Genomic DNA, 21,622 nt, shown 5'->3' with positions numbered 1-21,622 from the left:
TTATAGTAATTTCAGTTATTGCAAACTGAGACAGACATACTAGCGACTTGAAACATTGTGTCTAGAATTAATTGAAAATTAGCATTAAAAATTAACTACAATCGGTTTTTGTGAATTTTATGTTTTAATGTTGTGCTTTTCGGGTAACAAAAAAAAAGGGGCAGGCGCCCCTTTACTATGTAGTGAGAATAACTTTAATAGCCGTTACTGTGTTTCTGATTGCGGCTGGCATTTTGAACTTTTTTATAAAACTTGGTCTGCTTTTTAAACGAGGCACGTTTTTCAGCAATGGTTGCACTGTTGCGACGTTGCTCTCGCAGTAGTTTCATATAGTTCGTTAATCGTCTCTCTTCTAACTCGCCTGACTCGATGGCCTCTCTCACACGACAGTTAGGTTCGTCCTGATGTTGGCAATCCGAAAATCGGCATTGTGCAACCAGTGATTCCACATCAGAGAAGGTTTCAGCTACACCATCTGCACAGTCAATCAATTGCAATTCACGCATTCCTGGGGTGTCGATTAAAACGGCCCCTGCCGGCATAAAGTGCATAGAGCGACTCGTTGTTGTGTGGCGGCCTTTACTGTCATCTTCTCTGATACCGCCTGTGAGCTGGACTTGGTCCTGCAGCAAGGTGTTCACCAATGTCGATTTTCCCACACCTGATGAGCCCATGAAGGCGACTGTTTTCCCGCTTTGACACCAAGGCAATAGTTTTTCGCAGTGTGTTTTATCAAGCGCATTGACAGTTTCGATCATCAACAATGGGTCTAGCTGCTGTACTTGCCTTTTCTTGTCTTCAGCATCGCATGCCAAATCAGCTTTAGTCAGAACAATGACAGGCTCAACATCAGCTTCATGGGCAATCGCGAGGTAACGCTCAATTCGACTGAGATTAAAATCTTCATTCAGTGAGCAAACAATAAACAAGGTTGTGACATTAGCAGCAATGAGCTGCTCATTGACTTTGCTACCTGCTGCTTTGCGATGGAACAAGGATTGCCTGTCCAAAAGCTTCACAAAGTGCTGATTGCTATCGATCAAAATCCAGTCACCAACCGTCATAGAGGGCAGTGATTTATGGATCTCTAATAGTAACTCACCAGATTCGCTCAATAGCTTATAGCCACTGCGGTGGTGCTCAGTGATACGAGCGGCAGTGAACTCTTGCTCTAAATCTTCTAGTGTTAGTTGTTGTTGAAATAGGTTGTTCCAACCAAGTGTCGCTAAAGACATTGGCGTATTTGCTTTGGTATTCATAGTTGCCCCAAGCATACAGATATCTGTATCTATATAAATTTGCTAGGGTCTTTAGACCCCGGTTTAGATAGCACCGGGCAAAGGAAGGGTAGAAGTGGGTTATTAAAGTTACTTCACCAATTTTGCCGGGTGGGTTTTAAGTACAATCATCTTTTCCTCCTATGGACTTATTTGTGTTTACGCAGGCTATCATAGCAAAAGAGGCGAACAAATGCCCACCCCTTAATATAAGATTCGTTGCTTAATGATGGTGTTTCATGCCACTCATCACTTTTTTAATTGGTGCTGTGATGGTTTGTTTGTCGCCGTTGGCAAATGTAAGCTCAACATCAATGCTTTCACCTTCAGCCAAAGGCTTGGTTAGGTTGAATAACATAATATGTAGGCTACCAGGTTTTAGCACTGCCGTTTTTTTCGCTGGGATTGCAATTTGATCAACTTGGCGCATTTTCATCACATCGCCCTCTTTGATCACATCGTGCAGTTCAACTTTACCTGCCGCCTCTGTAGTGGCGGAGACAAGATAACGGTCTTTATCACTATGATTCATAAACTCACCAAACACGGCACTGGTTGCTGCATTGGGTGGCGTAGCTCGTGCGTAGGTGTGATGAGCCATGATATCTGAATCTGCGTAAGTAAAAGGGCTTAATGCCAAAGAGGCTAAGAGAAGGGCTTTAAGTTTCATCCTGACTATCCTTTCGATGTAATCGTTTTAAAGGCTTCAACCAGCGGTGCTGGAGTGAGCGTGTGTGGCACTTTTGTGATTAATGTGCCATCTGGTTTGAGGAAATAGAAATAGGAGCTGTGATCCAGCGTATATTTCAATTCAGAGTTTTTTAATTCGGTTTTACGGAAAATCACGCCATACTGATGAGCGAGTGGGGTAGTGACCTCTAAAGGCGCTGCAAGTCCTTCAATCATTGGGTGAAAGTATTGAGCGTATTTGTATGAGTCAGCAGCTGCATCACGCTCCGGATCCAGCGAGATAAATACAGGGCGGAAGTGTTCTTTCGTTTCTTGATCAATTTGGTTAAGCGCGCCTGCCAGCATGGCCAAAGACGTTGGACATACATCTGGACAACGAGTAAACCCAAAGTAAACGACTCTAATTCGTGTATCTTGAGGATCGAAAAGTGACACCGCTTTGTTGTCTTCACCAAACAGCGTAATGCTAGATGTATCTTGTGCGACAGGAGCATCACTATTTTGATGATCGAGATAGCTTTTCAGTCCAAAGCCAAGAACAAAGGCGGCGACTAGGATTAATGACCAGTTCTTACTCATCGTTCCATCCTTATTGATGTATTGATTGATTGTTTGCCGTCAGTGATGGTGCCATACCAAGTCATCGCGTCTTCTGTGCACACAGGTAACACAACTTCACCAGTAAAGGTTCCTGAGTCAGATTTGTCGATCTTAAACACAACAGTGCCCATCTCCATCTCATACCCTTTTAAAGTCATCATCAGACTATCGCTGTTGGCGTTTTCCCAGTTGACCGTCACTTGGGTAGGGACGAGTGGGTGAGTGATGTCTTTGTTCGCCTGAACAGAGATAGAGTCTTGCTGACACTGGCTAGTCGTAAGCAGGCAGTAGTCGTCTAGAGATACCTGTTGGTTTGTTGATTGATACCACTTAACAATATCACTGGCAAAGAAACCGGCACCTAACGCAACGGCAATTAGAAGAAACTTTGCATAGCTGGGCATAACATTTATCCCGAGAGTTTAAAAACGAGCGCAATCCTAGCACATAGCACTCTATATCTATGAGATAACGAGTAAAATTGTGCTCAGCGTCAAGACAACCCTAGCGATTTCTGTGAATGCCATAGATAGCATGGTCAAGAATTCGTTCACCTATTTTTTCTTGATTGGTGATCACACCTTCCAGCGTCATTCCTGACCTTTCAGCAACACTACGGCTTGCTCGGTTTTCTACCGCTGCCGAAAGTTGGACTTTTTCCATGTTTAACTCGTTAAAGGAAAATTCGATTAGATGTTTGACAACGCGAGTGACGATTCCATTGCCTTGGTGGTGCTTTGATAACCAATAGCCAATTTCTAGGCATTTAGTATCATAGTCGATATTGAAGCAGCTACAGTTTCCAACGATTTCCCCGCGGTACACAATGGCACAAGTAATGGTTTTTCCTTCGGCATACTCATGCAAAACGCGCTGTACGAATAGACGGAAATCTTGCTCACTTGTGCAGTGAGATGGCCATGCGAGCCACTGGGATAAGTAATCAAACTGATCTGCGACGAGTTCACTGTATTTGGTGGCAAAAGATTCTTGCACCAGTGCGAGAGATATTTCATCATCTACTTTGTGTGTAAACATGCTCCACTCCTTGCATATATTGGTTAGAGCTAACGTAGCAAACTACAAAGGTGATAGCTAGAGCGATAAGCTGCAATAAGAGTTTGATTTCTAGCACGAAAAATACGCACTACGTTGCACGGTTCACAATTCTGTTAATAACCATTCATAATTTATGGTTTATAGATAGTACTTTCGTTTACCCTGCCTTGCATAAAAATTATTTATAAATGACTAAAGCGTTAGTATGGAAGTGCCCCAAGACGATGTTAGCGTAGACCTACGTCGCGTATTATTTGAAATTGCTTATGCCCTCGATGCGGTTGGTGTAGATGATATTTATCATGGGCACAGAGTCGCCTATATCGCTTATCGCTGTGCCCAACGTATGGGATGGAGTGAAGAGCGATGCCAAGTGATCTTTTCGCTCGGGTTAATCCACGATTGTGGTGTATCTGAAAGCGCTGAAATCGGTGAGTTGTTGACCACTCTAGCCCCTAAAAACACGCGTAAACACTGTGTTAAGGGTTATGAACTCTTGAAAGCTTGTCGACCTTTATCTGAGCTTGCAACACCAATATTGCTACATCACACTTGGTGGCAAGAATTAAAAGTGATGCACAGCGTCAGCGAAGACATTAAACAATATGCAACGTTATTGTTTCTGGCCGATCGGGTCGATTATCTGCATGGTAATTACGGCTTAGATTGTTATGGCAATATTAGCAAAGAGAGTACACACAGTATCGTTGGAGAGTTGCAAGCTAACTCGGGATCAATGTTTGAACCAACTCAGGTCCGTTTTATGAGTGAGCTCATTCACTGTGATGATTTCTGGTTCTCTATGGAGGCAAGGTATATCGAAAGCTTATCTTATACTTTTGAGCCTCTGTATCGCAACCCGATTGGACTAGATGAGTCAATCGAGGTGGCGGAGCTGTTTGCACAAATCGTTGACGCGAAGAGTTCCTTCACCTATCAGCATTCTTTACACGTTGCTCAACTTGCCGAGTTTTTTGCTCATAAGCTTGGTTATTCAGAGCGGGCAAGAAAAATGCTCTATCTGGCAGGATTGATTCATGATATTGGCAAACTAAAAACGCCGAGTGCGATTTTGCATAAACCGGCTCAGTTATCGAATGAAGAATATGTATGTATCAAACGTCATGCGACGGATTCGCGACATGCCATACAGCGAATGTTTACCAATCAACAAATTGTGGAATGGGCGTCCAATCATCATGAAAGACTTGACGGATCGGGTTATCCATTAGGTCTGGATGCGTCTCGGTTAGATGAGCCGAGTCGATTGATAGCCATTACAGATGTGTTTCAAGCGCTTACTCAGTCTCGGCCATATAGAAAAGGTCTGCCTTTAGGCGAGGCGGTTGCTATTCTTAAAGAGATGGTCAGCAGCAATCAATTAGATCGCAAAATATTCAAGTGTTTAGTTGATAACGCGGAAGAGTGCTACCGGATTTCAACCGGGCAAGAAAGTGAAAAGCCAGTACTTGTTTAGTACTGGCTATAGATTATTACTGGTTCACAAATGCTTTAAAGCGAGCTTGAGTTTCAGCATCTGCTTTGCTGTACCAGAAATGCAGCATTTCTTCTGCTGTGTTATCGCCAGCTTTTACAGGCTTACCGTTAATCTGTGCTGGTAACGTAACTGGCACAACCGCTGCTGTTGAAATTGCTGCGACGTCACCACGACGATTATACTCAGCCAATTCGATTTTGTGGTTGCGACCGATTTGCATCCCGTCTTTAACCAACTTGTCTTGTTTCATCTCGATCGATTGACCGTCTTCACCTTTTAAAGACCATTCTAAGTTACGAATTTTCTTTGAACCTTCGTGCTCATTGCGGTACTGAGGTAAGTCAAATTTCAGTTCTTGGTCAGCAACGTTAAATGTTCCAACAATCGGATCGCTTTCGAGAATGATCCGATCTTTACCTTGGTCGAAGTAAGGTTGGTAAGTGAACAGGATTTGGTTTTCCCCATTGGGTAGCGTAAGCGTTTTGGATGAAAAGAAGCTTCCTGATAGCTCAGGTTTTGCATCGTTCACCACTAAGACGTCGATAGTGTCTGGAATCGATATAGTGATGTCAGCAGCCGCGAGACCACTGGTACCTAAAGCGATTGCAGCAAGTAATGTTGTTTTTATTTTCATTTTTGGTTCCTAATAAACAGGCACTTAAACTGCAAAGAGAGTGCCTAGCTCGTCGCATGATTTCAAGATGCGAATGTAAGAAGTTTGAAAAATTCATCAAATCTTAACTAGTGCTCACGTTAATGAGCCACGCTAGTTTATAAATTTGAGCTACCTTTCACGGTAATCTGGATAATAACTAGACTATATTAATTAAGTGTTCAATGAATCAGGAGGATAACGCTATGGCATATACCGATATGTTAGACAGCAGACTAGTGTTGTCGCCATGGTACAACGTTGACTACACCCTCTCACTACTGAATAAAGAAACGGTTCTTCGTTAATCCCTAGTGGCGCGTCTTGCGCCCAAAGCAATCTTATAAACCAATATACCCGTGTGAACCTATTGCGGGGGAATTGATCTATTTAAAGGAAATTAATGATGAAACGTATTCCAGAACCTTTTCGCATCAAAATGGTAGAACCGATCAAAATGACGACATATGACGATCGTGTTGAGGCGTTGAACTTAGCGGGATTGAACCCATTTTTACTCAGAAGCGATGATGTCTATATTGATTTGCTGACGGACTCTGGTACAGGGGCGATGAGTGATAATCAGTGGGCTGGTTTGATGATGGGAGATGAGTCTTACGCAGGGAGCCGCAATTATTACAACTTATGCGCAGCAGTAGAACACTTCTTTGGCTATAAACTAACAGTCCCAGCCCACCAAGGACGCGGTGCTGAGCAGATACTGTTTCCTGCTCTCATCGAACGAATGAAAACAGTTCGTGGTGGTAAAGATCCGGTATTTATCTCCAACTACCATTTTGATACGACGGCTGGTCATATCGAGCTTAATGGAGGCAAGGCGATTAATGTCGTTGATAAACATGCCTTTAATACTACAACACCTTACGATTGGAAGGGAAATTTCGATCTAGATAAGCTCCAGTCAACCATCGAAGCTCACGGCCCAGAGAATGTTTGTGCCATCATTACCACGGTGACTTGTAATAGCTCTGGTGGACAACCAGTTTCGATGGCTAACATGCGTGCGGTATATGAAATTGCAGCAAAGAATGACATTCCTGTTGTGATTGACTCCGCCCGTTATTGTGAAAATGCTTATTTTATCAAGCAACGCGAAGAGGGTTATCAAGACAAGTCGATTTTGGAAATCATTCGTGAAATGTACCAGTACGGTGACATGCTCACTATGTCAGCTAAGAAAGATCCCATGGTTAATATCGGTGGTCTTTGCTGTATTCGTGATCATGAGGAACTGTTTCAAGCTGTCCGTACTCGTTGCGTTCCGATGGAAGGTTTTGTTACTTATGGTGGTATGGCTGGGCGCGATATGGAAGCTTTGGCGCGTGGCTTGTACGAAGGAGCCGATGAGGATTACCTTCATTACCGTATTAGTCAGGTTGAGTACTTAGGTGAACGCCTTCGCGAAGGGGGTATCCCAATTCAAACCCCGACGGGTGGTCACGCGGTGTTTGTCGATGCGGCGAAAATATTACCTCATATTCCCGCTGATCAGTTTCCTGCACAGGTACTGTGTAATGCGTTGTATCTTGAAGCAGGGATTCGCGCCGTTGAAATTGGTTCATTGCTTCTTGGTCGAGACCCAGATACTGGTGAGCAAAAAGCCTCTGAACTTGAATTGATGCGCTTGACTATTCCAAGACGTGTTTATACCAATGATCATATGGATTACATAGCGGATGCGATCATTGCGCTCAAGGAACGAGCGCATGAACTGAAAGGGCTGTCATTTGAGTATGAACCACCAGTACTGCGTCATTTCACGGCGCGTTTTAAGTCCAAGTAGCGGCAATTAACAAATCAAAAACTCTAATATACACTGCCACAACGCCTTTCCGCTGTGGCAGTTTTCTATGTGGACTATTTATATTTATATGGAATTCTTACCTGTAAATTTCTGATTGTTATGTCATTTATTCTGGTATGGAGGAGGTTTATAAATTTTGGCTCGATATCCCCTTTGTAATGTAACAGCTTAGTAACAACGAACTAATTTCTAATCATCACTCGAAAATAGCTTTTATTTTTTTCTACAAAAAAAAAGTCTCTTAAATACTTGTAAGTGGTGTTCTTCGATTCGTCGGAGGACAGTTTTTGCTCTGACATTAGAGTGAACAAACAAGGAATGAGAGAAATAGGTATGAATCGTATTACATTGTGCGCTGCGAGTATTGCATTTGCGTTCTCGGGCACAGCGATAGCGGCACCAACGGCTCCAAGTGTTGACGTGTATGGCTCCAATAATTTGCAGTTCTCTAAAATTGAACTGGCGATGGAGACAACGTCTGGTTACAACCAAATGGTCAAGTACTTTGATGAAGCCGATATCACCGTCAAGTTTAATCAGTGGAGTGGTACCACAGGCGACACGTATAAGGTCTACTTTGATGGTGTTCAGGTGGCAACCGGATCAATTGCTGGAAGCCAAACAACAGCGAACTTTAAGTATGGTAAAGGTGGCCTTTATCAAATGACTATAGAAGCGTGTGATGCCACCGGTTGTAGTGTTAGTGCACCCGTTGAAATAACGGTGGCTGATACCGATGGCTCGCACTTAAAGCCGTTGACCATGAATATCGATCCAAACAACAAATCTTACAATACTGACCCTAATACCGTTGTCGGGACCTATTTCGTTGAGTGGGGTATCTACGGTAGAGATTACACAGTTGATAACTTGCCTGCCGACAATCTTACGCACATCCTTTATGGCTTTATCCCAATCTGTGGTCCAAATGAGTCAGTCAAGTCAGTCGGTGGCAATAGCTACAACGCACTGATGACCGCTTGTCAGGGAGTGCCCGATTACGAAGTGGTTATTCACGACCCTTGGGCTGCGTATCAAAAAAGTTTCTCGCAGGCAGGGCACGAATATAGTTCGCCAATTAAGGGTAACTACGCCATGCTGATGGCTCTTAAGCAACGCAACCCAGATCTAAAAATCATCCCTTCTATCGGCGGTTGGACTTTATCAGACCCATTTTTTGACTTCACCACCAAAGCAAACCGAGACACTTTTGTTGCTTCTGTTAAGCGTTTCCTAACGACTTGGAAATTCTACGATGGTGTGGATATTGACTGGGAATTCCCTGGTGGTGGTGGTGCTGCACCTGATCTTGGTGACCCTGTAAATGATGGCCCTGCCTATGTTGCTTTGATGCGTGAATTGCGCGCAATGCTCGATGAATTAGAAGCATCAACCGGGCGTACCTATGAGTTGACGTCAGCCATTGGTGTTGGTCACGATAAAATTGAAGACGTGAATTATGCTGACGCGGTTCAGTACATGGACTACATCTTCGCGATGACTTATGACTTCTATGGTGGATGGAACAACGTTGTTGGTCATCAAACTGCGCTCTACTGTGGTAGCTTTATGCGCCCTGGTCAGTGTGATGGTACTGGCGTAGATGAAAATGGCGAACCTTACAAAGGCCCAGCTTACACCTCTGATAACGGTATTCAACTCCTCCTCGCACAAGGGGTTCCAGCAAGTAAACTAGTTCTCGGTGCTGCAATGTATGGTCGCGGATGGGAAGGTGTTACACCTGACACGTTATCCGATCCTACTGACCCAATGACAGGCGTGGGCAACGGTAAACTTACAGGCACAACTGCTCAAGGTGTATGGGAAGCGGGTGTTATTGATTACAAAGGCGTCAAAGCTCATATGCTTGGTGCGAACAACACAGGAATCAATGGTTTTGAGTACGGTTACGATGCGCAGGCTGAAGCTGCTTGGGTTTGGAATCGCACATCAGGTCAATTGATTACGTTTGATGACGACCGTTCAGTGAAAGCCAAAGGTGCGTACGTTCGTAACTTGGGTCTAGCGGGTCTATTCTCGTGGGAAATTGATGCGGACAACGGCGATATCTTAAATGCAATGCATGAAGGCTTAGCTGGTGGTACTCCGGTCAATCGTGCACCTCAAGCTAATGCTGGCGCAGATGCGACGGTAGTTGGGCCTGCAAGTGTTACTTTAGATGGTAGTGCGTCTTCAGATACCGACGGTACTATTGCAAGCTATCAATGGGTGCAGGTCTCTGGAACAGCGGTTACCCTTAGCGGGGCAAACACAGCGACAGCAAGTTTTGATGTTACTGAAGTGGCCCAAGCAGAAACACTAAGCTTTATACTGACGGTTGTGGATAATGAAGGTGCTTCAGCCTCCGATACAGTGGTGGTTACAGTAAACCCTAAAGACGTTCCTCCTGTAAATCAAGCCCCAGTAGCGTTAGTGACTGCCCCTGCAAATGTCAATGCGGGTGATACAGTAGTGGTTGATGCATCGGCTTCATCAGATGCTGACAATGACCCTCTTACCTACACTTGGGATCTCCCTACAGGCCTAAACGCGACAGTCAACGGTTCAAGTGTGACCTTTACTGCGGCTGAATATACCGCGGATACTTCACTAGTGTTTACTGTCATGGTTAACGATGGTAAAGCGACATCGACGGCTTCTACGACAGTTGTGGTAGCTAAGAAGTCATCGGGTGGGGACCTTTGTAACAACTTATGGGATGCTTCCGCCGTATACACTGGTGGCAACCAAGTTTCTTGGGCTGGAAAAGTTTGGGAAGCAAAATGGTGGACAAAAGGTGATGATCCAGCTCAATCTGGTCAATGGGGTGTTTGGAAAGAAGTGGGGGCGGCCAATTGCCCGACTAACTAAGCACTAATAGATAACTAAGCAAAAAGCCATTCGGGTTATCCGAATGGCTTTTTCTTTACGTGTTTGTTTTGAAGTTACTTAACCGCTCTCACTTTACCTTGTTTAAGGTTATTAAGAACGTCAGATTTCGGCCCATCGGCAATCACGCAACCTTTTTCCATTACGATCACCCGATCAACCACATCAAGCATGGATGTTTTGTGGGTAATTAGAATCAGTGTCTCAGTCGACTTTAGTTGCGATAGCTGCTGCTTAATATGCATTTCAGAGCGGTTATCCATCGCACTCGTCGGTTCATCCATTAACAAAACAGGTGGGCGACCGAGTAGTGAGCGTGCAATAGCGACGGCTTGGCGTTGACCGCCTGAAAGCAACATTCCCCCTTCACCTACTTGGCGCTCTAAACCTGCTGGGTCTTGTTGGGTAAATACTGTCACACCAGCTCGGTTTGCTGCATCTAGCACATCCCTGTCATCTGCAAGTGGTCGGCCCAGCGTGATATTGTCGCGGATGCTACCGTAGAATAGTTGACTATCTTGTGGCACACAGCCGATGTTTCTGCGGATATCGATGTGATGTAACTGGTCGATATCGGTATCATCAATTCGGACGTGGCCTTCAGTCGGTTTATATAAGCCCATAATCAAGCGTTCCAGAGTTGTCTTACCAGAGCCGATCCGGCCGATGATGGCGACCTTCTCACCTGGATTAATGGTTAGACTCAAGTCTCGAATAGAAGCCATAGGCGAGTCAGGGTAATGGAATGTGACCTTGTCTAATTCAATTTTGCCGTGGATGATAGGGCGATGAATATAGCGCTTGCCTTCTTCTTGTTCATCCGGCATGGACATCACTTGCTCAATGATTGTCATTGAGGACTTGGCTTGGTTGTAACGAGTCGAAAGCAATGAGAGCTGAACCATAGGGCCGATAGCACGGCCACTTAACATTGTCGCGGCAATCAAACCACCCATAGTAAGTTCACCTTCAGAGATCAAGTAAACGCCGAGAATGATCATCCCTACATTAGAAGCTTGTTGAACAAAGCCCGCAGTATTTTGAATGCCATCAGTAATACGACGGCTCTTGATATTCCAGTTTGCCATGTGAGCAACGGCTTCTTCCCAACGGAATTGAAACTGACTTTGTGCACCAAATAATTTTACCGTCTCAAGGCCAGATAGACTCTCGATTAGGTTAGCGTATTTTTGCGAGGCTAGACGCGATCCTTCTTCGATGGTATGTCTTAGCGGTCCTTGAATTAATGCAGAATAAATGACTAGAATCAAGACACCTACGATAGGTACGATCACCAAGTTTCCAGCCATCAGCCAAATTAATAGCAAGAACAGAACCGCGAATGGCAAATCGATCAGAGAACCTATCGTGGCTGAGGTGAAGAATTCACGGATTGATTCAAACTCTTGCAAGTGACGCGCAAAAGCACCGACAGAGGCAGGTCGAGCCTCCATTCGAATCCCCATTACCTTACTAAATAGCTTGGAGGAGATTAGAATATCGGATTTCTTTCCTGCCACATCAATAAAGTAGCTACGCAATAACTTGAGAGTAAGGTCGAATAGGAAGATGACAAAGATACCACTTGCCAATACCCATAAGGTTTCGAACGCTAAATTAGGAACAACTTTGTCATACACCAAACGGGTGAACATTGGGGCGGCGACAGCAAAGAGGTTGATCAAAATCGAGGCGATAAGTACATCGCGATAAATCCTTTTCGATTGCCAAATTGTACCCCAGAACCAGTGCCCTTCACGGGTCTTGAGTACCTCTGGTGAGCGTTCATCGTAACGGAACTGCTTTTTAACCAGAAAGTATCGACCGATGTAAAGTTCTTCAAGATCCTTCACATCGATAGAAATCGGCACTAAACCAGACTCGCCTGTGACGATCTCTGCCTCTGTTTTGTCATCATTTATGCTGTTGAGAACACAAGCATCACCACTTTTTAAAATCAAAACTACTGGTAATACGAGCTGTGAAATCTCGTTAAGCGCTGAACGGTTTTCTTTTGCCACTAGGCCGGCGCGTTCGGCTGAGCGGGGGAATAGGAATGGTGTTAGCTTACCGTCAGATAACGGCAAGCCATTGATCAATGCCTCGGGTGAGTTTGCTAATCCATAGTATCGACTGACGTAGATAAGTGAATTTAATAGCGGGTCCTGCATGCTATAACCTTTTGCTCATTATTTATCTACGATAAAGCCTTGGAAGACTTCAATAAAGTGCTCAGAAAGAAAATCTAACTGAGTCTGTGTTTCGACACGAGATGCGATGGTCTTAATCCCTAAGTTGTGGGCCGTTCGCGAAATCGACGTGAGAGTAAACTTCTGTTTCTCATCATCTAAGTGGTGAGTATACAGATAGTCTAACTTCACGTACGCAGGGCGGAATTCATTGATGTAATCCAATGACTGGAAATTACGCCCATAATTATCGACACCAAAATCGGCACCAGCACCACGTACTGCGTTACAGAACAGGGCAGTGTGGTGAGGAGAGTTGATAAAGCAGTTTTCAGGTATTTCGAAATGCAGCAACGTGGCAACTGAAGCATGCTTGTTGAGCAACTGGGTAACCCAGCGAATAAAGCTCGGCTGAGAGATACTGCTTTGTGCGATGTTAATAGCAACAGGTTCTGTGAACTCGCCAGTTTCTAATCGTTCTACTATAGCTTGAATTACGTACTCATCGAACAAGTGGCTGGCATTGAGCTGCTCTAGTGCAAATAGATATTGGTTTGCACTGTATCTTTCGCCGTCTTTTTCTATCGCAGAAAAGACCTCGCGGTGATAGGCTTGACCCCAACTGTTATTGGCAGCTTGGAAGCGGAAGCTGAACCAATCATTACTGATTGCTTCTTCAACCAAGTTTTTCCATTGCTGTTTGCCCATTAGATTGTCGGTGTCTTCACCTGTCACGTAACCATAGTCGAGTTCAGGGTTTGACTTGGCATTGGCGAGCGCGTTATCAAGCATGGTAAGCAGTTCTGTAGAATTTGTAGATGCTTTATTGAAAACCACACCTAGCGAGAGGTTAGCGGTCGCCATGCCTGTCGGGTCTGCGTTGATGTCTTGCACGTAAGTCACAATGCTTTCGGCAATCAGTTTTAACTCAGAGTCATCAACATTAGGTAAGATAAAACCAAACTCCTCGGTAGAGATACGCGCAAGTGTCACATCTGGAGAGGACATAGACACTTTAAGGTGATCAGCAAGCTCTCGCACCATGCCATCACCAGCTTCGTAGCCTTTGTCTTCATAGAGTTCACGAATGAAGCTTGCTTCAAGGATAGCAACGCCACCGATCCCTCCTTCACCAATCCATGAGTTTAGCTGACTCATATAGTAAGCACGGTTACCAAGCTGAGATACTGGGTCGATGTAGGCACGTTCACGGAGCTGTTGAGCTTCTTTAGCCTGAGCCTTAAATGACTTTTCAAGCTGGGCAGACATGCTGTTGATTCCATCAACAACATAGATAAGATCTTGTGTTGCTGGTCGCGGCAGTGGCTCACCAAACTGATTATTGGCTACCTGCTCCATCTTACTTACAATGAGCTGCAAAGGACGAAGCGCGCGTTTAAGAATGAACGAGATAGAGAATAAACCAATCAACATGATAAGGCAGAAAGCGATCACTAGGCGTTCAAATGCGAGCCAAAGCTGGGTGTAGGCATCCCCAGGGTGGCTGACAATTTCAACTTCTGCTAACTGCATCCATCCGCTTGTGACCACTCGTCGGTCATGAATTTTCTCAAACAGGTTGAGGCGAGTGAACCACTTTGGCACGTTGTTAGGTTTAATCGGATAAGAGCGCAGGATTTCGTCTCCGGTATCAAGGAAGATCAAGCGTACGACTGAATAGCTACTCCCATCGAACAAGGCGTTAATCACAGATTCAACGGCGACTTGGTCTTTATTTTCCAAATACGGTGCCAGTGCTAGACCGACCGTGTTGATGGTGTTGTTCACCTCGGAACGCTGCTGTTGAATGAGGTTATTTCGAGTGGTGTTAAATTCGATGATAAATACCGAAATTAACAGCATCAAAATAACCGCAATCATTCCCGCGACAAGTTGTTTATATAAAGTCATATTGCCTACTCATCATAGTTGACTACTGGTTTATTAAGTTTTAGCGATTTCTCGCGCGCACGGAGATCATTCCATAGGCTTAGCCTAGAAGACTTCCCTGCGAGTTGTCCCTGTTTAGACTTCATAAGCCATAGATTTTTACCGTTAAAGCTGTAGATCGGTAATAAATCCCGACGCTTAGAAGCGCGTTTAATCTGTGGGTTGATATTGTCTAATAGAATCGGCTCTGCGCTTGGTTTCGAGTAATAAGCCAATACCATATGAAACTGGTTAAGCTCTATGGCTTTAACATACACCAGGCGTAGTTTCTTATCTGATACACCCAGTTCAAGTAGAGAAAAATATTTAGCGATTGTGAAGTCTTCACAGTCTCCGGCGTTGCTACCAAGAAACTCAAGTGGGGTTGCCCAATAGTCGTTCTTACCCCACAAGCGGATGTCATTAACGAAATTGAGTTGATTGAAGAAATTATTAACCTTGGTCAGCTTATCCCGTTCGGGGACCGACTTATATTGTGCCATCTCTTTACGCCATGTCTCGACTCGCCGTCCCGCTCTATCGCCATAGGTTTTACGTACAGCTTCAACCCAACGTTGCTCTTGAGTATTAAGAGCAAACGAAGTTGTTGTCGCAAGTAGCAGCACAACACAAGCAATTAGGCCGTTGGCAAACAAGCGAGGTTTCAAATTGTTTTTCCTAGCACTTTAGTGATCATATCGTCTATTCCTTCAGAGCATTGTTTTGCGCACTAAGAATTGGCTTCAGCAGATATTCTAATATGGTTCGCTTACCAGTGATAATATCCACTGAAGCAGTCATACCAGGAATAATGGGTAGCGAATTATCTTTATCTAGGCTTGTCTCTTTTGTCCGAATACGGACTAGATAGTAACTATTGCCTTCTTCATCTGTTGTTGTATCGGCACTAATGTGCTCAAGCGTACCTTCTAAACCGCCGTATTTTGTAAAGTCGTAGGCACTAAATTTAACGATTGTATGTAGGTCGGGTCGAAGAAAAGCGATATCTTGTGGTGCGATTTTAGCCTCGACCAAAAGCGTATCTTCACTTGGTACGATTTCTACGATATCCATACCGGGCTGGATAACACCACCCACAGTATTGACATTTAGTGTCTTTACTGTACCTGTGACTGGGGATGTTACGACAGTGCGGTTTACACGGTCTTCTAAGCCAACGGTCGACTCTGTCAAAGACGACAGCTTATCTTGAGCTTGGTTGAGCTTTTCTTGCTGCTCAGAACGGAATTTTTGCGCGGCATCAATACGGCTTAGCATGGCTTCACGAATCGCCGATTTAAGGACCGGAACTTTAAGTTCACTTGACGTCATTTCACGGCGAGTGTCGTTTACCTGACGTTGAAGTTTTAGTAGCTCAATCCGCGGAACTACCCCTTCTTCAGCCAGCGGTCTGGTGATCTCAAGTTCTTTGTTAGCAAAGCGGTAGCTTTCGCGTAAGTTTCTCACCCGCGCTTGGATCTCGACTAAATCTTGCTGCTTCTGCTTTACTTGTTGGTCAAGCAGAGAGATCTGGTTGCGAAGGTTATTTAAGTCTTGGCGGTATTCTGCGCGTTGGCGAGCAACTAGGTTAGGTTGGGTTTCTTGCAGTACAGGAGGAAAGGCTAACTTGTTGAAGTTGAGAAGAACGCTATTTTGCCAATTCGATTCATCGAAGTCTTGATTAAGTTCAACACTGGTAATTGAGGCCGAAAGCTGTAATACACTTGCTGTTAAGTTGGCCACTTGCTGTTCACGTTCGCGATAGTCTGAGCGAAAGCGCGTGTCATCAATAAGAAGCAATTGTTGCCCTTTTTCTACCTTTTGACCTTCGCGGACGAGTATTTCTTTAACTAAGCCACCTTCTAGGTTTTGAACCACCTGTACTTGAGACGAAGGAACAACCTTACCCTGACCAACTGTAACTTTATCGATTTCTGCCCAAGAAGCCCATAAAATAGCAAGCACGAAAAACAACACCATGACCCACAACATTACGCGTGCACTATTTGGTGTGTTTAACAAAAGGGCCGCTGTCTTGTCGTCGACATAGTCCAGTTCGTTTGGAGTAAGCTTGTTATAACCGCTCTTACTCATGGGTAGTCCTTATTATATGGAGTTATTTTATTGATTTTATTACTCATGGCCCAAAATGTTAAGGATTTGCTGTTAGATTTATCCTAGTAAAATAGTTGACTTCGTTATTATCGCTAGTTTTTATAGAGTGTAGCGTTATCCAACCTCTTGGGCTTGAGTTCTTATCATTAAGAGCGCACAATCGACAAAAAATTTCGCCGAGGAGAAAAGATGGAGCTTGATGAGATTCGTCGCGAGTACACAAAAGGTGGTTTGCGCAGAAAAGACTTGTTACCTGACCCAATTGCTCAGTTTGATTTATGGTTGAAGCAAGCCATTGAAGCCAAACTTACGGACCCAACTGCTATGACAGTCGCCACTGTTGACGAAACAGGTCAACCATTTCAACGTATTGTGTTGCTAAAAAATGTCGATGAGCAAGGGTTTGTTTTTTATACCAATTTAGGTAGCCGTAAGGCTCAGCATATAGAGCACAACGCTAAAGTGAGCCTGCATTTTCCTTGGCATCCTCTTGAAAGACAGGTCCATATTACAGGTGTTGCTGAAAAGCTGACCGTAGTAGAAAACATGCAGTACTTTTCTTCTCGCCCGAAATCGAGCCAGCTTGCCGCCATCGCCAGTAAGCAAAGTAGCCGAATTTCAGCTCGTGGAGTACTTGAAGGTAAGTTTTTGGAACTTAAAAAGAAATTCGAAGCTGGAGAGATTCCAGTACCAAGTTTCTGGGGGGGATACCGTATCAGGCCTGAAAGTATCGAGTTCTGGCAGGGTGGGGAGAACCGCTTACACGATCGATTCTTGTTCTCGAAAGACCGCGAAGCATGGCATATCGACCGTCTTGCTCCTTAGACAAAACGCCGCGTTATGCGGCGTTTTCGGTATTTAGGGCGACAGAAATTTGAGTCTTCAACAAGGTTTCTGGTATGTAGGAGCCATACCCCTGTTCTAATGCCATATCGATTAAGTGCGCTTTAGAATGCGCGCCAAACTTATGCCTTAATCTCACCACATAGCTTTCTAGTGTTTTAATCGAAATCTTCATTATTTTTGCAATGTAGCTAGGTTTTTTGCCATAAAGCAACAGGAACAGTGCTTCTGACTCTCTTGAGGTCAGTTTGCTGCTCAAGGTGCTAGCAGGGGGAATATCACCTGCTATGGTTTCATTCGATGCGAGCCCAGTCGCTCTACATATCCAGTGGCTCACTTCTAAAATGGCAGTATTGGAAAGCTCTTGACCGTAAAAGATGGTGCCTTGTACTTGCCCATTATCGTCTAACCATGGAGTTTTGGTAAAAATATGCGCACGCCAACTGCCATCGGGGTAGGGGTGGATATCAAGGATTTTAAGCTGGGTAATGTTCTCGATGACATATCGGTCTTGCTTAACGAAGTCGTCTGCACAGCGAGAGGTCGGGCTTGGCATTTGTTTATCAGATAAACCAATACACTGATTAGGCTGATCAAACCCGATGAGCTTTGCGTAGGCGTTATTGGCGTAAACAAAAACAGAATTTAAGTCTTTACAACCCCAATAACCAGGAAGTTGATTGAATAGAGAGGCTTGTTGTTCGTTCACTTATCAATATAAATCTTATAAAACAGAACGAATATCATAGCAGAATTGAGCATTCTGTACGATAAAAAATGCCAGACATCAAATGATGGCTGGCAAAAACAAGAAAACTTCTTGTAGACGTGTAGAAGAGGTTCTATGAACTCAGTGGTTCACTGAGTATAGACGTATCAATAGATACTAAGTTCGGTCATTAGACCTTACTCAACAACCATCCTATCTTTTTGATAATAATAAAAAAGGGGGGAAATCCCCCCTCTTCTTGTGACTAGTTTATATCTCTGACCACCCGAAAGCCAAGGTAGTTTGCTGCTTCAAAGTTGGACAAGAAAAGCTGTTTGTCAGATGCCGCCATTTCAGGTGAGAAGTTCCAAGCGCCTCCTTTTGCAATGCCCTTTGGACTGCTGGTCCATTGCCACACATTACCTACAACGTCATATAGGCCAAGCTGATTTGGTTTAAAGGCGCTGACGGGAGACGTGCTAAGGTTTGACCATGGTGTCCCGCTCCAACCTGTATTTGCTTCACCAGAGACGAATTTATCACCCCACCAGTATTTATCTTGGCTACCTGCGCGAGCTGCCACTTCCCATTCTTCTTCAGTAGGCAAGCGATAGGCTGCACCTGTTTGTCTGCGTAGCCAGTTCGTGTAAGACTTTGCATCGTTTTGGCTAACACAAACCACCGGTGAGTTAGGGTACTGTTTAAAACCGGGATCACGCCAATTTGCTTTTGCTATTGGGGTCACTTCACCATTCACAAGTGCTGTACAGGTATTCTTAAGTTCCGCATCAGTTTGATAATTGGTGTGTTCGACGAATGTAGCAAACTGGCTGACCGTCACTGGAGTGGCGCCTATTCCGAAAGCATGATCAAGGAAAACTTGTTTTGAAGCATTTTCACCAGTGAAATACTTACCTTGAAGAATGGCTATCATCTCTGGTGCCTGACCTTTGCCTGCCATTGCGTCAGCGAATTTACTCCCAGCGCGGAGTGGGTTAGATTTCTCTTCTAGCACCGCGCGAATAGCAGTATCAGATTTTACTGCAACTTGCTGGGCAAAGGCTTTGTAGCCTTCTTTTTGAACAGTAATGTCATGGAGACCAATTGGCAGCATGATTTCTACGGGTGTACTGCCGTAGGAAACACCATCTATATAGACACTGTCGTTAAATTGGTTAGAGCGTATTGCAAGTGTTACCCAAGCCATTTCTTGATCTGCTTGCAACTCGTGGGCTGTGCCAGGTGCAAAACAGTACTGAGTATCAACCTGTAACAAGTCACATGCTACCCTAGCTTTAGGGCGCGCTTCTAGTTCAACATTCATAATGGTTCGGTAACGCACGCCATCATAGAAGCCAGCTTGCTTAGTCACGTGTTTGATGACATGAATATTTAATGAGGCGTCGTTGATATTGCGTTTAACGATCGCGCTTTCACTGGTTTGTTCAGCGATTTCGGTGCGAAATTGTTTGACCGCTTTTTGTAACGCAAGTTCTTTCGTCTGATTATCACATTGTGAAAGTGTTAGTGAAGCTTGGCAGCGGTTGGTGAAGCTCACAGAAATCTGCTGTGGCTGCTTTATTTCGCCCCTAAGCTGTTCAACTCTTGCACGAATCTTATTTTCATCAAGCTCAGCAATGTGTTGTTCGATGGTTTCCAGTGCGGCTTGGCGAGTTACAAAGACATTGCGTGTTTCTACCAGCTCTTGCTCAGCCGCAAGACGCGCTTTTTGATTTTGCTTCACGGCAGACCAAGCATCTTGATAAGATTTTTGTGATCCAGCTAGATCAGTATTCGGATCGTCAATCATACGCTGGTAAGCGTTTTCTAATTTACTTTTAGCATTAGAAAACGCTTCATCCAAAGACTTGGCCGTTTGCTCAAGAGAGTCTAGTTCTGATTTCTTGCTATCTAGCAGCGCTTGCTGCTCTTCTTTTGCTTGCTGCGCAGCTTTTAACTCATCGTGTTTAGTGAATAGCTGGTCATCAATCTGAACCAATGTCTTCGGTGCTTCTTCTGCTGAAACAGTAGAGAGAAGCAAACACGGAGATAATGCTAACAAAAGGGCTGGTAAACCTGGGCGCATTGTCTTTCTTCTACATCTAATTATTGATTAATTGGCTTATTTTAAACGAAAACGCCACTTTGTCTTAAGTTATCCGTTAATAACTTAGGATCAAAATGGCGTTTTTAGCTCAATCTTGTGAATTCAGTAAGAGTTTCAACTGTTATCCACTCGGACGTAACTTAACCCAAACCGTATCATTTGTATTTACACTGATTTCGCGGTTGTAGGTTTCAAAACCACTTTTCGATACGGTTACTTGGTGTTGACCACGTGGAAGAACAACTTCGACTGGCGTACTGCCATAGTTGATACCATTGATAACGACTGAGTCATCGTACTGGTCTGAGCGCACTGTTACGTTTACCCAGTTCTTATCATTCTTCTTTGCTTTTGTTTCTTGGTCGCCTTTTAGACAGTAACGAGAAGATACATTTAGTAGCTTACATGCCGCAGACGCTTCAGGGCGAGCTTGAAGCTGAGACTGCATTTGCGTGAAATAGCTATTATTGCCTTCAAAACCAGAGCGAATAATTTGGCTTTCCTGCACATGAACGTTTAGCTGAACCCCTTTAGCGTTTTGTTTGGCTATATTTGATTCTGTTAAACGATCCATCAGTTTTGCTTTAAACGCCTTAACTGCTTTCTGCTTCGTTAGATAGTGGCCTTGGCTAGTACATTCACCTAACGTCATTGTTGATGAACAAGTCGTTTTATAGCTTGTTTCTAGCACATCGCTTTCACGAAGTTCTGCAGCAATACGTTTTACACGCGCTTCAACTTTTTGCTCTTTAAGGTAAGAAAGCTCCGAATTGAGTCGCGCTTGCTTTTGCTTAACCTGAGACAGGCGCATTTCACTTTCAGTGATAGCCTGCTGGTTTTCTAAAAGTGAAGATTGGTTCTCTTTCACTTCAGACCATGCATCTTGGTAAGCTTTTTGGAAAGAAACCAAGTCGATCTCAGGATCATCTAAAAGACGGCTATACTGTTTGTCCAGCGCCGACTTGGTACGATTACGCTTAGCATTGAGTTCTTTCTCACTGCGTTTAAGCTTACTTTTGTCATTCTGAAGTTGTTGGAGACGTTCAGCTTCAGAGTCAAACTCTGTAGCCATAGTACCCATTTCCGCTTCTTTATTTTCTAATTTACTCTCGATTTCAGCAACAGGATCAGCCTGTACACTTTCTTCTGCAAAAATCGAAGTCGAAACCCAAAGAGGGCTTAGCGCAAGCAAAAGCGCTGGGATGCGACGTATGATCATAAGTCCCTGCAACAATTAACG

General features: G+C 44.2%; 17 protein-coding genes. 4 read left to right on the top strand and 13 right to left on the bottom strand.

Annotated elements, in window-relative coordinates; translation table 11 throughout:
- Positions 1-194: 194 nt before the first annotated feature.
- The 5 genes from rsgA to ZX61_RS03395 all read right to left on the bottom strand — a co-directional run bounded on the left by rsgA (position 195) and on the right by ZX61_RS03395 (position 3,605).
- Complete coding sequence (gene rsgA, locus ZX61_RS03415; protein ID WP_049843450.1) at positions 195-1,259, bottom strand: ribosome small subunit-dependent GTPase A; 1,065 nt, start codon at positions 1,257-1,259, stop codon at positions 195-197.
- A 241-nt stretch (positions 1,260-1,500) separates the two neighbouring features.
- Positions 1,501-1,947, bottom strand: coding sequence for a copper chaperone PCu(A)C (locus ZX61_RS03410; RefSeq protein ID WP_049843301.1), 447 nt, complete (start codon positions 1,945-1,947; stop codon positions 1,501-1,503).
- A 5-nt stretch (positions 1,948-1,952) separates the two neighbouring features.
- A complete protein-coding gene (locus ZX61_RS03405; RefSeq protein WP_049843300.1) occupies positions 1,953-2,546 on the bottom strand; it encodes an SCO family protein in 594 nt (197 codons plus the stop codon).
- Entirely contained in the window at positions 2,543-2,971 is a 429-nt protein-coding gene (locus ZX61_RS03400; protein WP_049843299.1) for a hypothetical protein, read from the bottom strand. Before ZX61_RS03400 ends, ZX61_RS03405 begins: the two co-directional genes overlap by 4 nt.
- Before the next feature lie 100 nt (positions 2,972-3,071).
- A complete protein-coding gene (locus tag ZX61_RS03395) occupies positions 3,072-3,605 on the bottom strand; it encodes a GNAT family N-acetyltransferase (RefSeq protein ID WP_049843298.1) in 534 nt (177 codons plus the stop codon).
- A gap of 226 nt (positions 3,606-3,831) precedes the next feature.
- Between ZX61_RS03395 and ZX61_RS03390 the strand changes: the two genes are divergently transcribed.
- Positions 3,832-5,103 (top strand): HD-GYP domain-containing protein, encoded by a 1,272-nt coding sequence (locus tag ZX61_RS03390; protein ID WP_049843297.1) that lies wholly within the window; start codon positions 3,832-3,834, stop codon positions 5,101-5,103.
- A gap of 16 nt (positions 5,104-5,119) precedes the next feature.
- Here ZX61_RS03390 and ZX61_RS03385 read toward each other — a convergent pair whose 3' ends face one another.
- Positions 5,120-5,758, bottom strand: a complete 639-nt coding sequence (locus tag ZX61_RS03385; RefSeq protein ID WP_049843296.1) for a DUF2057 family protein — start codon at positions 5,756-5,758, stop codon at positions 5,120-5,122.
- 424 nt (positions 5,759-6,182) lie between these two features.
- On the opposite strand from ZX61_RS03385, the gene ZX61_RS03380 reads away from it, so the two are divergent.
- Together ZX61_RS03380 and ZX61_RS03375 are read left to right on the top strand one after the other, a co-directional pair.
- The gene (locus ZX61_RS03380; RefSeq protein ID WP_049843295.1) at positions 6,183-7,580 is read left to right on the top strand and encodes a tryptophanase; all 1,398 of its coding nucleotides are present in this window, start codon (positions 6,183-6,185) and stop codon (positions 7,578-7,580) included.
- 354 nt (positions 7,581-7,934) lie between these two features.
- A complete protein-coding gene (locus ZX61_RS03375; RefSeq protein WP_049843294.1) occupies positions 7,935-10,472 on the top strand; it encodes a glycosyl hydrolase family 18 protein in 2,538 nt (845 codons plus the stop codon).
- A gap of 74 nt (positions 10,473-10,546) precedes the next feature.
- Here the strand turns inward: ZX61_RS03375 and ZX61_RS03370 are convergent, their stop codons facing one another.
- The 4 genes from ZX61_RS03370 to ZX61_RS03355 form a co-directional block, all read right to left on the bottom strand.
- Complete coding sequence (locus ZX61_RS03370) at positions 10,547-12,661, bottom strand: type I secretion system permease/ATPase (protein ID WP_049843293.1); 2,115 nt, start codon at positions 12,659-12,661, stop codon at positions 10,547-10,549.
- An 18-nt stretch (positions 12,662-12,679) separates the two neighbouring features.
- Complete coding sequence (locus ZX61_RS03365) at positions 12,680-14,590, bottom strand: bifunctional diguanylate cyclase/phosphodiesterase (protein WP_049843292.1); 1,911 nt, start codon at positions 14,588-14,590, stop codon at positions 12,680-12,682.
- A 5-nt stretch (positions 14,591-14,595) separates the two neighbouring features.
- Positions 14,596-15,246, bottom strand: a complete 651-nt coding sequence (locus tag ZX61_RS03360) for a transglutaminase-like cysteine peptidase (protein ID WP_371717672.1) — start codon at positions 15,244-15,246, stop codon at positions 14,596-14,598.
- 64 nt (positions 15,247-15,310) lie between these two features.
- A complete protein-coding gene (locus ZX61_RS03355) occupies positions 15,311-16,702 on the bottom strand; it encodes an HlyD family type I secretion periplasmic adaptor subunit (protein WP_049843291.1) in 1,392 nt (463 codons plus the stop codon).
- Between the two features lie 210 nt (positions 16,703-16,912).
- Between ZX61_RS03355 and pdxH the strand changes: the two genes are divergently transcribed.
- Complete coding sequence (gene pdxH / locus ZX61_RS03350) at positions 16,913-17,548, top strand: pyridoxamine 5'-phosphate oxidase (RefSeq protein ID WP_049843290.1); 636 nt, start codon at positions 16,913-16,915, stop codon at positions 17,546-17,548.
- A gap of 13 nt (positions 17,549-17,561) precedes the next feature.
- Here pdxH and ZX61_RS03345 read toward each other — a convergent pair whose 3' ends face one another.
- The 3 genes from ZX61_RS03345 to ZX61_RS03335 all read right to left on the bottom strand — a co-directional run bounded on the left by ZX61_RS03345 (position 17,562) and on the right by ZX61_RS03335 (position 21,601).
- A complete protein-coding gene (locus tag ZX61_RS03345; protein ID WP_049843289.1) occupies positions 17,562-18,275 on the bottom strand; it encodes a helix-turn-helix transcriptional regulator in 714 nt (237 codons plus the stop codon).
- Between the two features lie 265 nt (positions 18,276-18,540).
- On the bottom strand, positions 18,541-20,361 hold the full coding sequence (locus tag ZX61_RS03340; RefSeq protein ID WP_049843288.1) for a formylglycine-generating enzyme family protein: 1,821 nt from the start codon (positions 20,359-20,361) through the stop codon (positions 18,541-18,543).
- 142 nt (positions 20,362-20,503) lie between these two features.
- A complete protein-coding gene (locus tag ZX61_RS03335) occupies positions 20,504-21,601 on the bottom strand; it encodes a PEGA domain-containing protein (protein ID WP_049843287.1) in 1,098 nt (365 codons plus the stop codon).
- Between the last annotated feature and the right edge of the window lie 21 nt (positions 21,602-21,622).

This window comes from Vibrio sp. VPAP30 (genome assembly GCF_001188205.1).
Lineage (GTDB): Bacteria > Pseudomonadota > Gammaproteobacteria > Enterobacterales > Vibrionaceae > Vibrio > Vibrio bivalvicida.
The sequence above is the reverse complement of the archived record's forward strand: the minus strand, read 5'-3'. Positions and strand labels throughout refer to the sequence as shown.

What these genes read in the sequence shown, in the direction of transcription:
- rsgA (WP_049843450.1), bottom strand. Translation starts at nt 1,259, where the DNA reads ATGAATACCAAAGCAAATACGCCAATGTCTTTAGCGACACTTGGTTGG.
- ZX61_RS03410 (WP_049843301.1), bottom strand. Translation starts at nt 1,947, where the DNA reads ATGAAACTTAAAGCCCTTCTCTTAGCCTCTTTGGCATTAAGCCCTTTT.
- ZX61_RS03405 (WP_049843300.1), bottom strand. Translation starts at nt 2,546, where the DNA reads ATGAGTAAGAACTGGTCATTAATCCTAGTCGCCGCCTTTGTTCTTGGC.
- ZX61_RS03400 (WP_049843299.1), bottom strand. Translation starts at nt 2,971, where the DNA reads ATGCCCAGCTATGCAAAGTTTCTTCTAATTGCCGTTGCGTTAGGTGCC.
- ZX61_RS03395 (WP_049843298.1), bottom strand. Translation starts at nt 3,605, where the DNA reads ATGTTTACACACAAAGTAGATGATGAAATATCTCTCGCACTGGTGCAA.
- ZX61_RS03390 (WP_049843297.1), top strand. Translation starts at nt 3,832, where the DNA reads ATGGAAGTGCCCCAAGACGATGTTAGCGTAGACCTACGTCGCGTATTA.
- ZX61_RS03385 (WP_049843296.1), bottom strand. Translation starts at nt 5,758, where the DNA reads ATGAAAATAAAAACAACATTACTTGCTGCAATCGCTTTAGGTACCAGT.
- ZX61_RS03380 (WP_049843295.1), top strand. Translation starts at nt 6,183, where the DNA reads ATGAAACGTATTCCAGAACCTTTTCGCATCAAAATGGTAGAACCGATC.
- ZX61_RS03375 (WP_049843294.1), top strand. Translation starts at nt 7,935, where the DNA reads ATGAATCGTATTACATTGTGCGCTGCGAGTATTGCATTTGCGTTCTCG.
- ZX61_RS03370 (WP_049843293.1), bottom strand. Translation starts at nt 12,661, where the DNA reads ATGCAGGACCCGCTATTAAATTCACTTATCTACGTCAGTCGATACTAT.
- ZX61_RS03365 (WP_049843292.1), bottom strand. Translation starts at nt 14,590, where the DNA reads ATGACTTTATATAAACAACTTGTCGCGGGAATGATTGCGGTTATTTTG.
- ZX61_RS03355 (WP_049843291.1), bottom strand. Translation starts at nt 16,702, where the DNA reads ATGAGTAAGAGCGGTTATAACAAGCTTACTCCAAACGAACTGGACTAT.
- pdxH (WP_049843290.1), top strand. Translation starts at nt 16,913, where the DNA reads ATGGAGCTTGATGAGATTCGTCGCGAGTACACAAAAGGTGGTTTGCGC.
- ZX61_RS03340 (WP_049843288.1), bottom strand. Translation starts at nt 20,361, where the DNA reads ATGCGCCCAGGTTTACCAGCCCTTTTGTTAGCATTATCTCCGTGTTTG.
- ZX61_RS03335 (WP_049843287.1), bottom strand. Translation starts at nt 21,601, where the DNA reads ATGATCATACGTCGCATCCCAGCGCTTTTGCTTGCGCTAAGCCCTCTT.